General features: G+C 69.3%; 11 protein-coding genes, 1 pseudogene and 1 riboswitch. Of the genes and pseudogenes, 4 read left to right on the top strand and 8 right to left on the bottom strand.

The window, feature by feature from the left end; all coding sequences use genetic code 11:
* The 4 genes from V7E05_RS11175 to V7E05_RS11160 all read right to left on the bottom strand — a co-directional run.
* Positions 1–553: MFS transporter (locus tag V7E05_RS11175; protein WP_333619731.1), on the bottom strand; the 553-nt coding region annotated here is incomplete at its 3' end.
* 152 nt (positions 554–705) lie between these two features.
* Complete coding sequence (locus V7E05_RS11170; protein WP_333619730.1) at positions 706–2,139, bottom strand: family 43 glycosylhydrolase; 1,434 nt, start codon at positions 2,137–2,139, stop codon at positions 706–708.
* Positions 2,140–2,330: 191 nt separating this feature from the next.
* On the bottom strand, positions 2,331–2,792 hold the full coding sequence (locus tag V7E05_RS11165; protein WP_333619729.1) for a PPOX class F420-dependent oxidoreductase: 462 nt from the start codon (positions 2,790–2,792) through the stop codon (positions 2,331–2,333).
* A 163-nt stretch (positions 2,793–2,955) separates the two neighbouring features.
* On the bottom strand, positions 2,956–4,176 hold the full coding sequence (locus V7E05_RS11160) for an NADP-dependent isocitrate dehydrogenase (protein WP_333619728.1): 1,221 nt from the start codon (positions 4,174–4,176) through the stop codon (positions 2,956–2,958).
* A gap of 284 nt (positions 4,177–4,460) precedes the next feature.
* A riboswitch (SAM riboswitch) is annotated at positions 4,461–4,587 on the top strand.
* A gap of 103 nt (positions 4,588–4,690) precedes the next feature.
* On the opposite strand from V7E05_RS11160, the gene V7E05_RS11155 reads away from it, so the two are divergent.
* Positions 4,691–6,022, top strand: coding sequence for an O-acetylhomoserine aminocarboxypropyltransferase/cysteine synthase family protein (locus tag V7E05_RS11155; protein WP_333619727.1), 1,332 nt, complete (start codon positions 4,691–4,693; stop codon positions 6,020–6,022).
* Positions 6,023–6,097: 75 nt separating this feature from the next.
* Positions 6,098–7,258, top strand: a complete 1,161-nt coding sequence (gene metX, locus V7E05_RS11150) for a homoserine O-acetyltransferase MetX (protein WP_333619726.1) — start codon at positions 6,098–6,100, stop codon at positions 7,256–7,258.
* A gap of 17 nt (positions 7,259–7,275) precedes the next feature.
* On the opposite strand, the gene V7E05_RS11145 is transcribed toward metX, so the two are convergent.
* Positions 7,276–7,521, bottom strand: coding sequence for a DUF3017 domain-containing protein (locus V7E05_RS11145; protein ID WP_333619725.1), 246 nt, complete (start codon positions 7,519–7,521; stop codon positions 7,276–7,278).
* Between the two features lie 128 nt (positions 7,522–7,649).
* Positions 7,650–8,507 (bottom strand): bifunctional methylenetetrahydrofolate dehydrogenase/methenyltetrahydrofolate cyclohydrolase, encoded by an 858-nt coding sequence (locus tag V7E05_RS11140; RefSeq protein WP_333619724.1) that lies wholly within the window; start codon positions 8,505–8,507, stop codon positions 7,650–7,652.
* 84 nt (positions 8,508–8,591) lie between these two features.
* Here V7E05_RS11140 and trhO point away from each other — a divergent pair, with 84 nt between their 5' ends.
* Both trhO and V7E05_RS11130 read left to right on the top strand, forming a co-directional pair.
* Positions 8,592–9,494 (top strand): oxygen-dependent tRNA uridine(34) hydroxylase TrhO, encoded by a 903-nt coding sequence (gene trhO / locus V7E05_RS11135; protein WP_333619723.1) that lies wholly within the window; start codon positions 8,592–8,594, stop codon positions 9,492–9,494.
* Positions 9,495–9,995: a tRNA (cytidine(34)-2'-O)-methyltransferase gene (locus tag V7E05_RS11130; RefSeq protein WP_333619722.1), complete on the top strand. Its 501-nt coding sequence runs from the start codon at positions 9,495–9,497 to the stop codon at positions 9,993–9,995.
* A 23-nt stretch (positions 9,996–10,018) separates the two neighbouring features.
* On the opposite strand, the gene V7E05_RS11125 is transcribed toward V7E05_RS11130, so the two are convergent.
* Both V7E05_RS11125 and V7E05_RS11120 read right to left on the bottom strand, forming a co-directional pair.
* Positions 10,019–13,390, bottom strand: a complete 3,372-nt coding sequence (locus V7E05_RS11125; protein ID WP_333619721.1) for an error-prone DNA polymerase — start codon at positions 13,388–13,390, stop codon at positions 10,019–10,021.
* A gap of 72 nt (positions 13,391–13,462) precedes the next feature.
* Positions 13,463–13,837, bottom strand: a pseudogene (locus V7E05_RS11120) (sucrase ferredoxin); the annotation flags it as partial.

Here is a 13,837-nt window from a genome sequence, read left to right as displayed (position 1 = left end):
TCAGCGCCCCGATGCCCGCGACCACCCCGAACGCCCACTGCCAGCCCACGTTGTCGCCGAGGAAGGTTGCTCCCGGAACGCCGACGACGTTTGCGACGGACAGACCGAGGAGCACGAGCGACACCGCCCGGGCCTCGCGCCCTTTCCCCGCCATCGATGCTGCCACGAGGCACGCGGCGCCGAAGTACGCGCCGTGCGGCACGCCTGCGAGGAAGCGCGCGGCGGTGAGCAGCGGCAACGAAGTGGCCAGCGCGGAGGCGCCGTTGCCGAGGATGAACAGCGCGACGAGCCCGAGCAGAAGGGTTTTGCGCGGCACCCGCGCGGCGGCCACGGTGAGCAGCGGCGCGCCGATCACGACGCCGAGCGCGTACGCGGAGATCACCACGCCGGTCTCGGCCTCGGTGGTCCCGAAGCCGTCGGCGATCGCGCGCAGCAGGCCCATAGACGCGAACTCGGTGACGCCGATGCCGAAACCGCCCAACGCGAGTGCCGTGATGGCGATGGCGAGGCGCGGTGGCGAGAGGGTACTAGTCTGCGGCTGGGTATCGGTCACCCGGCAACGCTAGAGCGGCCGGGGAGAGCTATGCCAGCGAGGTCCGCACACCCCACCCGCCCATCCCACCCGTGTGTGACGGCGATCATCCGTGCCTCCCCTGTCGGCGCGCTTCGCCGCCGGTCCGGGCCGGGTGGGCCCGGGCCGGCCCGCTACGAGCCGAAGGGCGCCCCGCCGCCGCTCGAGCCGAGCGGAAGCGAGCCGAGTGCATCGGGGACGGGCACGCCGGCTCCGGTGACCTTGAGCCCGTAGACCGCGGCCTCCTGGGCGGCCCCCTGCTCGTGGCCGATCGACAGGGTCAGTTCGTACTGGCCCTCCGCGAGTCCCGCGGGAAGGACCACGGTGTAGTTCGGCTCGCTGGAGGCACCCGCGGCGACCGAGGCCGGGAGCGTCGGGGAGTCCGCGCCGAAGGCGAAGTCCGCGTCCGCGCCCGGTGCCGAGCGAAGGAGCACGGGGACGGGCTGCTTGTCCGGGCCGGTGATCGACGCCCAGACGACGCCGTCGTAGGCCTGCCCTGTGGAGCGCAGTGCGGCCGGCACGTAGAGCGTCGGCGCACCTGTCATGTCGGTGAGCGTGGCATCTCCACGGCGGTCGAGCCGCACCGGGAGGTTCACCGACGGATCGGTGGGCCGCTCGGTCGACGGGGTCCCGTCGGCCCCCACCGCGGGCCAGCCGTCGACCCAGTCGAGCCTGTCCACAAGGAGCTGGCGGCGCTGGATCCCGTTGGGGAGCGTCGCCTGCCCGCGGGGCGCGGCGTGGTAGATCATCCAGTCCTGGCCCTGGTCGTCGGTGACCACATCGGGGTGCCCCGGGCCGACCCAGGCGGCGTTGCCGGCGAGGACGGTGTCGCCGCCGCCTTCTCGCAGGTCCGTGCCCTGCTTGTCCGTGAACGGGCCGAGCGGGTCCGCGCTCCTGCCCGCAACCACGTGGTACCGAGAATCCTCGCCGGTGCAGCAGTTTCCCTGGGAGAGGAAGAGATAGCTGGAGTCCCCGCGGCGGACCAGCTCGGGCGCTTCCGAGCCCTCGCCAGCGACCTCGACGGGTTCGCCGGCGAGCTCGGTCCCCTCTGCGTTCATCCGCACGGCGTGGATGCCCTCGAAGTTGCCCATGTACATCACGGGAGTTGCTCCCGAGAAGTCGACGAAGGGGTCCATCGGGTCGAGCGGCGACCCCTCCTGCTTGCACACGATGGCGCGGCCGAGGTCGGCCCATTCGCCGTCGACGCTCGGCGCCGTGGCCATGCCGATGCACGGCGAATCGCCGCCGGTCGTGTAGTACATCCGCAGCGAGCCGTCCGGATTCGTGTGCACGTCCGGGGCCCAGAGGTTGGTTCCCGGCGCCGTCCACGTGGGCGCCGCCGGGAGCGCATCGCCGACGTACTGCCACTCAACGAGGACGAAGGAACGGAAGTGCGGGAGTTCGCGCACCCCGCCGCCGTCGCCCCAGTTGTCGGACGAGGCGAAGACGTGGAAAGACCCGTCTTCCGCACGGACCACCGAGGGGTCGGGGGCCACGGACGAGGTCACGGGGTTCGGTCCCGCGAGTGTCGCCGCAGGCAGCCCGATGGCGAGGGCGAGAACGGACAAACCGACGAAAGCAGAGCGCGGGGCCGCGCGATAACGGAGATCACGGAACATCACATAAACATATTGCTTTGGTTGCATTTAGGTGGCCGATGGTCCGGAAACCTCGCGACAGGCGGCGCGAACCCGAACTCGTGTTCACTTTCGTCACACGCACCACTCCTCGCGCGCCTCCGCCCTCTTCCCGCCGGCGCCTAGCCCTCGGACGAGGGTGGAAAGCCGCCCGAGGACACCGGTCCCCATTGCTCGATCACGATCCGGATGAGGCACTTCCCCTGCTTCGCCATCGCCTCCCGATATTCGTCCCAATCGGGATGCTCCCCGGAGATCGAGCGGAAGTACTCGACGAGCGGTTCGAGGGCGTCCGGCAGGTCGAGCACCTCGGCCGAGCCGTCGAGGTGCACGTACTCGCCGTTCCACGCCTCCTCCATCACACACAGGCTGACGGCGGAGTTCCGCCTGATGTTGGCGACCTTGGCCCGCTGTGGGTAGGTGGAGACGAGGACGCGCCCCTCGGTGTCGATACCGCAGGTCACCGGCGAGGACTGCAATCCTCCAGATTGCCTGTGCGTGATGAGGACCGCGCGGTGCGCACGCCCGAGGAAGGCGTCGAGCCCCTCGCGGTCGACCCTGTTCTCTTCTGCGTATTTCGGCATGAGGCCACGATAAGCGCACGGCACCGTCGCTCGCCGGGACGAACGGCGAAGGTGCCGATCACATTGCCCCGGGAACGTACGAAGCCGCCCCGGAGCGCAATGCTCCGGGGCGGCTTGTGGCTCGCGCGTGTCTTCTCGTGGCGCAGACGCGCGAGCGTGCGGGCTAGCTGTTGAAGGCGGCCTGCAGGTTCTCGTCTATCGCGGCGAGGAACTCCTCGGTGGTGAGGTAGGACTGGTCGCCCTCGGTGAGGAGCGCGAGATCCTTGGTCATCTTCCCCGACTCGACGGTCTTGATGACGACGTCCTCGAGCTTCGCGGCGAAGTCGCGCACCTCCGGGGTGTTGTCGAGCTTGCCGCGGTGGTCGAGGCCGCGGGTCCACGCGAAGATCGACGCTATGGGGTTGGTCGAGGTCGGCTTGCCCTGCTGGTGCTGGCGGAAGTGGCGGGTCACCGTACCGTGGGCCGCCTCCGCCTCGCAGGTCTTGCCGTCCGGCGTCAGGAGAACCGAGGTCATGAGGCCGAGCGAGCCGAAGCCCTGGGCGACGATGTCGGACTGGACGTCGCCGTCGTAGTTCTTGCAGGCCCAGACGTAGCCGCCCTCCCACTTGAGTGCGGAGGCGACCATGTCGTCGATGAGGCGGTGCTCGTAGGTGAGGCCGGCGGCGTCGAACTCCGCCTTGAACTCACGGTCGAAGACGTCCTGGAAGATGTCCTTGAACTGGCCGTCGTAGGCCTTGAGGATCGTGTTCTTCGTGGACAGGTACACCGGGTAGTTGCGCTGCAGACCGTAGTTGAACGAGGCGCGCGCGAAGTCCTCGATGGACTTGTTGAAGTTGTACATGCCCATGATCACGCCGCCGTCCTCGGGCAGCTTGACGACCTCGTGCTCGATCGGCTCGCTGCCGTCCTCGGGCGTGTACGTGATGGTCACGGTGCCGGCGCCGGGAGCCTTGAAGTCGGTCGCGCGGTACTGGTCGCCGAACGCGTGACGGCCGACGATGATCGGCTTGGTCCAGCCCGGGACGAGGCGCGGGATGTTGTCGATGATGATCGGCGCGCGGAAGATCGTGCCGCCGAGGATGTTGCGGATCGTGCCGTTCGGCGAACGGTACATGCGCTTGAGGCCGAACTCCTCGACGCGGGCCTCGTCCGGCGTGATGGTCGCGCACTTGACGCCGACGCCGTGCTTCTTGATCGCGTTCGCCGCGTCGACCGTGACCTGGTCGTCGGTGGCGTCACGGTTCTCGATGCCAAGGTCGTAGTACTCGAGATTGACGTCGAGATACGGGTGGATCAGCTTGTCCTTGATGAACTTCCAGATGATCCTGGTCATCTCGTCGCCATCGAGTTCGACAACCGTTCCTTCAACCTTGATCTTGGACATTAAGTCTCGCTTTCCGCTCATCATTCGCCCAGGTGGGGGCGACTACGGCCCAGAGGGTCGGGGCCTAGAGGCAACACTTCGCGCGTCGGTTTCGACCGGAGGCATGTGCACCGCCGGCCGTTAATGGCATTTTTTATTGACGCGATCCTCACTTTACGCCCAGCCCATTGGGCTCGCGCACGTGAGATCGAACGCCTCCCCTCCGGTCTACACCAGCGCCGGGCGCAGCGCCGCCGCAGCCGTTTCGTTGCACTCCCGGGCATCGTGGATCTACCATGACGCTAGGTCATGAGACTCAGTGCAAAGCCCCGGCTGGCTGAGCGGCAACCCTCCACCGCGGTGGGGTGCCCCGGGAGACGACCTGGCTGCATCGGCTCCACTTTCGGGGGCGATGGAATGCAAGCGCGGGTCCGCACACCACTTTTTCCCGCCTACCGGGCGCATGTCGCCTATCGGGCGCGGGACATCTGTGCGGGCGGACCCCGACATATCCGAACAGGAAAGGGTCCGAACAATGGGTTACGACAATTCGAACGAGAACTGGGCATTCGAGACGCGACAGGTCCACGCCGGTCAGCCGGTCGACAGCGATACCGGCGCACGAGCCCTCCCCCTCTACCAGACCACGAGCTTTGTCTTCGACAGCGCCGAGCAGGCCGCCGACCGCTTCGCCCTCCGCGAACTCGGCCCGATCTACACGCGCATCACCAATCCCACCCAGGAGGCCGTGGAGAACCGCATCGCCTCCCTCGAGGGCGGCGTCGCCGCGCTCCTCTTCGCTTCGGGACAGGCCGCAGAGACTGCCGCGATCCAGAGCATCGTGCAGGCCGGCGGGCACGTCGTCGCCTCCCCTCGCCTCTACGGCGGCACTGAGACGCTGCTGCGCCACACCCTCCCGAAGTACGGGATCACCGCTACTTTCGTCGAGGATCCCGATGACCCTCGCTCGTGGGAGGCCGCGGTCCAGCCCAATACCCGCCTGTTCTACGGCGAGTCGATTTCGAACCCACTCAACGACATCCTCGACATCCCGGCGATCGCCCACGTCGCCCACGAGCACCAGGTCCCGCTCGTCGTCGACAACACGGTCGCGTCGCCGTACCTCATCCGCCCGATCGAGCTCGGCGCAGACGTCGTCGTCGAGTCGGCGACGAAGTACCTGGGCGGACACGGCACATCTCTCGCCGGCGTGCTCGTCGACGGCGGCAAGTTCGACTGGCGCGCTCAGCGCGACGGCGAGGACCTCTTCCCCAGCTTCACGCAGCCCGATCCCGCGTACCACGGTGCGGTTTACGCCGATCTCGGCGCCCCGGCGCTTGCGCTCAAGGCGCGGGTCACGCTGCTCCGAGACACCGGCGCGGCCGTGAGTCCCTTCAACGCCTGGACGCTGCAGCAGGGCCTCGAGACGCTGTCGCTCCGCGTCGAGCGGCACAACTCCAACGCGCTCGCGGTTGCCGAGTTCCTCGAGAGCCGCAACGACGTCGCAGACGTCCGCTACGCCGGACTCGAGTCCTCGAAGTGGCACGGTACCCAGAAGGAGATCTCCCCCAAGGGCGCGGGAGCGATCGTCACCTTCGACCTCGCCGTTCCCGAGGGCACGTCCGCCGACGAGACCACGGCCAAGGCGTGGGCGTTCATCGACGCGCTCAAGCTGCACTCCTGCCTGGTCAACATCGGCGACACAAAGTCGCTCGTGTGCCACCCGGCGACCACGACGCACTCGCAGCTCACCGAGGAAGCCCTCCTTCGTACCGGGGTGACCCAGGCGTCCATCCGCCTCTCGGTGGGCATCGAGAGCGTCGAGGACATCCTCGCCGACCTCGAGCTCGGTTTCGCCACGCTCTAGACCAGCGACGGAACCGCTCCACTGCTCGCGGCGCGGTTCCCCCATCTCCATCCTCGACCGAAGGCCGAAACGCACGTGTCTCGACCCGCAACAGAAGCCGACTCGCCGATTCCTACCCTTCCCGGGAGGAACGGCGAGCTCGGCCATTTCCCGATCGGGGCGCTGGAGCTCGTCTCCGGCGAGACGTTGCCCGCCGTCACGATCGCGCTACAGGCGTGGGGAGAGCCGAACGCCGAGCGGTCGAACGTGGTGCTCATCGAGCACGCACTCACCGGGGACTCGCACGTGTCCGGCCCGGTCGATCCGCTGCACCCCACCCCGGGCTGGTGGAACGGCCTGCTCGGCCCGGGCCTCCCGCTCGACACCGATCGTTACTGCTTTATCTCTACGAATGTCCTGGGCGGATGTAGAGGCACGACCGGGCCGAGTTCGCTGAGCCCCGACGGGCACTACTGGGGCGCTCGCTTCCCCGCGGTCTCGGTGCGCGACATGGTCGCGGCGGAGGTCGCGCTGTGCGATGTGCTCGGGATCGGCACCCTCGCCGCGGTGATCGGCGGTTCGATGGGCGGGGCCCGCACGCTCGAGTGGATGGTTGGGCACCCCGAGAGGGTCCGTGCCGCGTGCGCGCTCGCCGTCGGCGCGCGGGCGAGCGCGGACCAGATCGGGATCCAGACCACGCAGATCATGGCGATCACCTCGGACCCCGACTGGCAGGCCGGCGGGTACCACGGCACCGGCCGCTCCCCCGCTCGCGGCCTCGGTATCGCGCGGCGCATCGCGCACCTCACGTACCGCAGCGAGCCGGAGCTCGACGAGCGCTTCCAGAACCGGCCCCAGAGCGGCGAGGAACCGCGTGGCGCGAGCTTCGGCCCCGCCGGTCGCTACGCCGTCCAGTCCTACCTCGACCACCAGGCCTCGAAGCTCGTATCGCGCTTCGACGCGTGCACGTACGTCCTGCTCACCGAGGCGCTCAATCGCCACGACGTCGGCCTGGGCCGGGGCGGGGTCGAAGCCGCGCTCCGCGCATGCCACGTGCCATCCGTGGTCGGGGGTGTGACTTCGGACCGCCTTTATCCCTTGCGGCAGCAGGCCGAGATCGCCGAGCTCCTGCCCGAGGCGGATCCGCTGGCCGTGATCGAATCCGACGCCGGGCACGACGGGTTCCTCACTTCGCCTGAGACAGTCGGGCCGCTGCTCGCGCGGACGCTGGAGCTGGCTGAGGCGCGGCGGGCTTAGCTGTCGTCGCGAAGCGGCTAACCGGTGCCGAGCGCGTCGACGGACAGCGAGAGCCAGATGACGAGCACGGCTGTGGCGACATAGAAGACGACGTCAAAGGCTCGGGAGCGAACAACGAGCAGACCGACACGCGTGCTCGGCAGGCACGCGCGGAGGACCGCGCCGATGAATGCGACCGCACCGAGCGCGAACGCCCCGCGGCGCCAGCGATCGAACACCATGAGCAGGAGCGAGACCACGATCCCCGCGAGCAGGATCGCCATGGGCCATTCTTCGACGATCCGCCGGAAAGAGAACCGGGGCGGGCGGCGGACGGCGATACGATGGCGCGCCCCGACGTCACTGCTGGGGCCGATCTTCCTGCGCCGACCCACGCCCCGCTCCGCGGACACTAGCGCAGGCCCGCCTGGCGCTCGGCGCGCTCGACGACGTTGGTCATAAGGAAGGCCCGGGTGAGCGGGCCGACGCCGCCCGGGTTCGGGCTCACGGAGCCGGCGACGTCCCAAACCTCGGGGGCGACATCGCCGGCGAGCTTGCCGTCCACTCGGGAGACGCCCACGTCGAGGACGGCGGCGCCGGGCTTGATCATGTCCGCGGTGATCATGTGTGGCTTGCCGGCGGCGGCGATGACCACGTCGGCGTTGCGGGTGTGTGCTGCGAGGTTGCGCGTGCCGGTGTGGCAGAGGGTGACAGTGGAGTTCTCGCTGCGGCGGGTGAGCATGAGGCCGATGGGCCGGCCGACCGTGAGGCCGCGGCCCACGACGACCACCTCGGCGCCGTTGAGCTCGACGTCGAAACGGCGCAGCAGCGCGAGGCAGCCGTTCGGTGTGCACGGCAGAGGCGCGTCCTGGCCGATGACGAGGCGGCCGAGGTTCGTCGGGTGGAGGCCGTCGGCGTCCTTGTCCGGATCGATGCGTTCGAGGATCGCGTTCTCGTCGAGGTGCTTGGGGAGCGGGAGCTGCACGATGTAGCCGGTGCACTCGGGATCGGCGTTGAGCCGGTCGATCTCCGCCTCGAGCTGGGCCTGGGTGGTGTCTTCCGGCAGGTCGACGCGGATCGACCGAATGCCGATCTGCTCGCAATCGCGGTGCTTCATCTTCACGTACGAAGCGCTCGCCGGGTCCTCCCCGACGAGCACCGTCGCCAGCCCGGGAACGACGCCCTTATCCGCGAGCGCCGCCGCGCGGGTGGTGAGGTCGGCGACGATCTCGTCGCGGGTCAGCTTGCCGTCCAATTTGATCGCAGTCACGTGCCCAATTATTGCAGGTTCGCCGAACTCACCGCGCACCCTGCGGATTCGCCCGACAAGCGACGGGCATAGCAGTATTTATGTATGGCCAACGGCAAGATCCTCCTCTTCTACTGCTTTACGCCGCTCCCCGATCCCACGGCGATCATGCTCTGGCAGCAGGCGCTGTGCGAGAAGCTCGAGCTGCGCGGGCGGATCATCGTGTCCCCGGACGGGATCAACGTCACCGTCGGCGGCGAGCTCGCGGACTGCAAGGCCTATATCAAGGCGACCCGCGCGTACCTGCCCTTCCGTGAGCTCGATATCAAATGGTCGGAAGGGTCGGCCGAGGATTTCCCGCGGCTGTCGGTCAAGGTCCGCGACGAGATCGTCTCCTTCGGCGCCCCGGATGAGCTAGAGGTCGATGCCGGCGGCGTGGTGGGCGGCGGAACGCATTTGTCCCCCGAGGAGGTCAACGAGCTCGCCGCGAGCCGCGATGACGTGGTCTTCTTCGATGGCCGCAACGCCTACGAGGCGAAGATCGGGCGCTTCCGCGACGCCGTGGTCCCCGATGTCTCCACGACCCGGGACTTCCTCGCCGAGCTCGATTCCGGGAAGTACGACGAGCTCAAGGACAAGCCGATCGTCACCTACTGCACCGGCGGCGTGCGCTGCGAGGTGCTCTCCTCGCTGATGACCTCCCGCGGCTTCTCCGAGGTCTACCAACTCGACGGCGGCATCGTCCGTTACGGCGAGAAGTACGGCAACGGCGGGCTGTGGGACGGCTCGCTCTACGTCTTCGACCGGCGCCTGCACGTCGAGTTCGGCCCGCGGGACGATCCCGAGTTCACGCAGCTCGGCGAGTGCGAGGACTGCGGCGCCCCGACCAACACCTTCGCCAACCGCGACCGCGGCGGAGCGCGAATCCTCGTGCTTCTTTGCGAGTCGTGCGCGGAGAAAACAGGGGCAGAGCTCCCCTCCGGCGCGACCGGCAAGGACGTGGTCTAGATGCCCGAGAACACTTCTCCTGCCTCGACTTCCGGCCCGGTGCGCGTCCTGTTCCACTCCCCGCGCATCCCGCCGAACACCGGCAACGCGATCCGTATGGCCGCCGGCTCGGGCTGCGAGCTCCACCTCGCGGGGCCGCTGGGTTTCGAGCTCAGCGAGCCGCACCTTCGTCGCGCGGGGCTCGACTACCACGACCTCACGCACGTCGTGGTCCACGAGGACCTCGAGGCCGCGTTCGCCGCGCTCCTGCCCGCGCGCGTCTTCGCCTTTACCGCGCATTCCGAGCAGTGGTTCACGTCCGTCGAGTACCGCCCGTCGGACGTCCTCCTCTTCGGCCCCGAGCCGACCGGGCTCGCCCCGGAGGTGCTCGCCGACGAGCGGATCACCGAGCGCGTGCGCATCCCCATGCTCGCCGGCCGCCGTTCGATGAACCTCTCCAATTCCGCCGCCGTGGCCGTGTACGAGGCGTGGCGGCAGCAGGGCTTTGCCGGTGGGGCGTAGTCGCGGCTCTTCTCTGATGGTCGTCACTGGAAATCCCTGCTCTTCCCGATGGCCATGCCCAGGTGGAGCCGCTCGATCTTGTCCGCCACCACGTTGACGGCGCCGGACGCATTCTCGACGACCCCGCGAACCACGATCGCCGGGGCAGTGGACAGCACCGGCCGGAACCGCGACCATAGCCCCACCGAGCACACGACGTTCGCCATCCCCGTCTCGTCCTCGAGCGACAGGAACGTGATGCCCTCGGCCGAGGCCGGCCGCTGACGATGGGTGATCGCCCCGGCGACCCTGATCCGGGTCCCGTCGGGCACGCCGGAGAGGCCGGAAACCGGCAGCACTCCGCCGTCATCCAGAAATGGGCGCGCGAACTCCGTCGGGTAGCAATCGGGAGTGACCCCGGTGACCGCGAGATCGGCCGTGGCGAGCTCGACGAGACTCATCCCCGGCAGGGCCGGCGCCTCGACCTGGCTGAGCCCCGGGAGCATGCCCTCGCGATGGCGCGCCGCCGTGGCCGCCGACCACAGCGCGGCCCGCCGGCTCGCGCGCGGATCCGCGGTGCGGACGAGCGCGTCGAGCGCCCCGGCGGTTGCGAGCGATTCCATGTGCCGCACCGAGAGCTCGGCACGCGCCGAGAGGTCGGCGGCGTCCCGGAACGGCCCGTGCGAGTCCCGCGCGGAGGCGATGCGCTCGGCGGCGTCCTTGCCGAGGCCGCGGACGGAGGCGAGGCCGAGGCGGATCTCTGTGCCGCCGTTCTCGCATTCGGCCAGCGCCAGCGAGCGGTTGACGCACGGCCGGTGCACCACGACGCCGTGGCGCCGGGCGTCGGCGACTAGCGACTGCGGCGAGTAGAAGCCCATGGGCTGCGCTCGGAGCAGGGCGGCGCAGAAGATCGCCGGGTGGTACCGCTTGAACCACGCCGAGTAGTAGACGATTGAGGCGAACGACTGCGAATGGGATTCGGGGAAGCCGTAGGCGGCGAAGGCGACGATCTTCTCCCACACCTTCTCCCCGACCTCGATGGATTCCGGTGTGCCGGGCGGACCGGTACCGATGCCGTGGAGCACGCGCATCCCGTCGAAGAAACGCTCGCGCAGCCGCGCCATCTTCTCCGGGGAACGCTTCGAGCCCATGGCTCTGCGGAGCTGATCCGCCTCCGCGCCGGTGAACCCGGCGAGGTCCGTGGCGATCTGCATGAGCTGCTCCTGGAACAGCGGGATCCCGAGCGTGCGCCCGAGGGATTTCTCCAGTGCCGGGTGGTCGTAGACGACCTTCTCGAGCCCGTTGCGGCGACGGATGTAGGGGTGCACGGAGCCTCCCTGGATGGGACCGGGGCGGATGAGCGCCACCTCGACGACGAGGTCGTAGAACGTGCGCGGGCGCAGCCGCGGGAGCGTGGACATCTGCGCCCTGGACTCGACTTGGAACACGCCGACGGTATCGGCGCGGCACAGCATCTCGTAGACCTCCGGGTCGGCGAGGTCGAGCTCGGCGAAGTCGACGTCGATGTCTTTGTGCTGCAGCGCGAGGTCCATGGCCTCGTGCAGCGCGGTGAGCATCCCGAGACCGAGCAGGTCGAACTTGACCAGGCCGACCGCAGCGCAGTCGTCCTTGTCCCACTGCAGCACGCTGCGGTTCTCCATCCGCGCCCATTCGACGGGAACGACCTCGGCGATCGGCCGGTCGCACATCACCATGCCGCCGGAGTGGATGCCGAGGTGGCGCGGCAGGCCGACGAACTGGCGGGCGAGCGCGAGGACGTCGTCCGGCACGGAGCCCTCCGTGCGTTCGCGGCTCTCGGCGCCGAGTCCCGACCACCTGTCGACACCCTTCGACCACGCGTCCTGTTGCCCCGGCGAGTAGCCGAGGGCGCGGGCCGCGTCGCGGACGGCGGAGCGCCCTCGGTAGGTGATGACATTGGCGACCTGCGCGGCGTGCCCCCGCCCGTATTTCTCGTAGACGTACTGGATGACCTCCTCCCGCCGCCCCGATTCGATGTCGATGTCGATATCGGGCGGGCCGTCGCGTTCGGGCGAGAGGAAGCGCTCGAAGAGCAACCCCGCCCCGACCGGGTCGATGGCGGTGATCCCCAATGCGAAGCAAACCGCCGAGTTCGCCGCCGAGCCGCGGCCCTGGCACAGGATCGCCTCGCGACGGCAAAATTCGACGATGTCGTGGACCACGAGGAAATAGCCGGGGAAGCCGAGATCGCGGATCACGGCGAGCTCCTTCTCGATCTGCGCGTACCCCTCCTGCTCGTGCTTCTTGCCGAGAAAGCGGCGCCGCCCTCCCCTGAGTGCCAGCTCGAACAGCCAGCTCGCCTCGTCGTGCCCCGCGGGCACGTCGAACGGCGGCAGCTCCGGAGCGACCAGCCGCAGGTCGAAGGCGCATCTCTCGGCGATCTCTTGCGTGTTGACGACGGCCATCGGCCATTTCCGGAACAGCTCCCGCATTTCCACTGCCGATCGGAGGAAGCTGCCGCCGGCCGGGGGCAGCTTCGAGGCGTGCGAGTCGAGCGAGTCCTTGGCGCCGAGTGCGGCCAGCGCGCTCGCGAGACGTGCCGAGGCGGGGTCGGCGCAGTGGGCGCCGGTGGTCGCGACGATCGGCATGCCCTCCTCGGCCGCGAGCGCGGCGAGGGCGTCGCAGCGCTCGGTATCTTCGGGTTCTCCGTGCCACGTGAGCTCGACCGCGATGTTGCTGTGCCCGAAGAGACGCGCGAGCTCCCGCAGCGCGGCGCGCGCCGCCTCGGTTCCGCCGTCCGCGAGCGCGCGCCGCACCCGCCCCTTCCTGCAGCCGGTGAGGATCTGCCAGTCCCCCTCGGCCGCGACCGCGAGCTCGTCGATGTCGAAGCGGGGATCTCCTTTCTCCCCGCCGCGGAGGTGCGCGGCGGCGATCGCGGAGGAGAGGCGCTTGTACCCCTCGTTGCCTCGGGCGAGCACGAGGAGGTGCTCCTCGCCCGGCAGCGTGAGCTCGGCGCCGAACACGGTCGCGATGCCGTGCTCGGCGGCGGCCTCGGCGAAACGCACGACCCCGTACATGCCGTTGTGATCGGTGATCGCGATGTGGCTGAGCCCGAGCGCCACCGCCGACTCCACCATTTCCTCGGGACTCGAGGCGCCGTCGAGGAAGCTGTAGGCCGTATGTGCGTGCAGCTCCGCATAGGCGGGGCCGGTTTCTTCTGTGCCGGGTATGCCGGGCGCGCCTGGCTCTCCCGCGCCGGGGCTACCGGGAGCCGGTGCCGCTGCCGCTGCCGCTGCCGGCGGGAGGAACGTCCCCGAGCGCTTCGCGCGCCCCGCCGAGCTACGGCCTGCGGCGGGTTCTGCGGGCTGCGGCTTGCTCCTGCCGGAGAGGATGCGCTCGACCTCGGCCCAATCGGCCGGTCCGTGGAACCAGCTCATCGCTGCACCGCCTTCGCGGCGCGGGCGTGGGTCCCCGCAGGTGTGGGCCCGGCCCGGAGCTGCGCTTCGGCATCAGTTCCCGGTGAGCTCCTCCAGCACGTCGACGTGCCAGGTTCCGGCATTCTTGGGCTTCGCCCCGCAGCTGGCCGGGCGCGGCGGGAGGGACTCCCAGGACATGTCGACGCGCCACGTGCGCCCGTCGATGTGACGGACCTCCGCCCGCGCGCGGGCGGGGTCGGTGGGATCGATGCGGCCGTTGGCGGCGAGGGCTGCCACGTCGACATCGCCGATGCGGCTGCGCACGGCGATGTCCGCGACCTGGGCGACTGGCGGCTGCGAGCTCCTCCCGCGGTAGCCGGAAAGCGAGATGCGCTTGCCCATCGCCGCGCGCATGGCCGCGATGTAGGAGCCGTTGTCCCCCGAGCCGTAGGTGAGACCCTCGGGCAT

The sequence above is a fragment of the Dietzia sp. genome, from assembly GCF_036741115.1.
Lineage (GTDB): Bacteria > Actinomycetota > Actinomycetes > Mycobacteriales > Mycobacteriaceae > Dietzia.
Note: the sequence above shows the minus strand (reverse complement) of the source record. Positions and strands in the feature narration are given on the sequence as shown.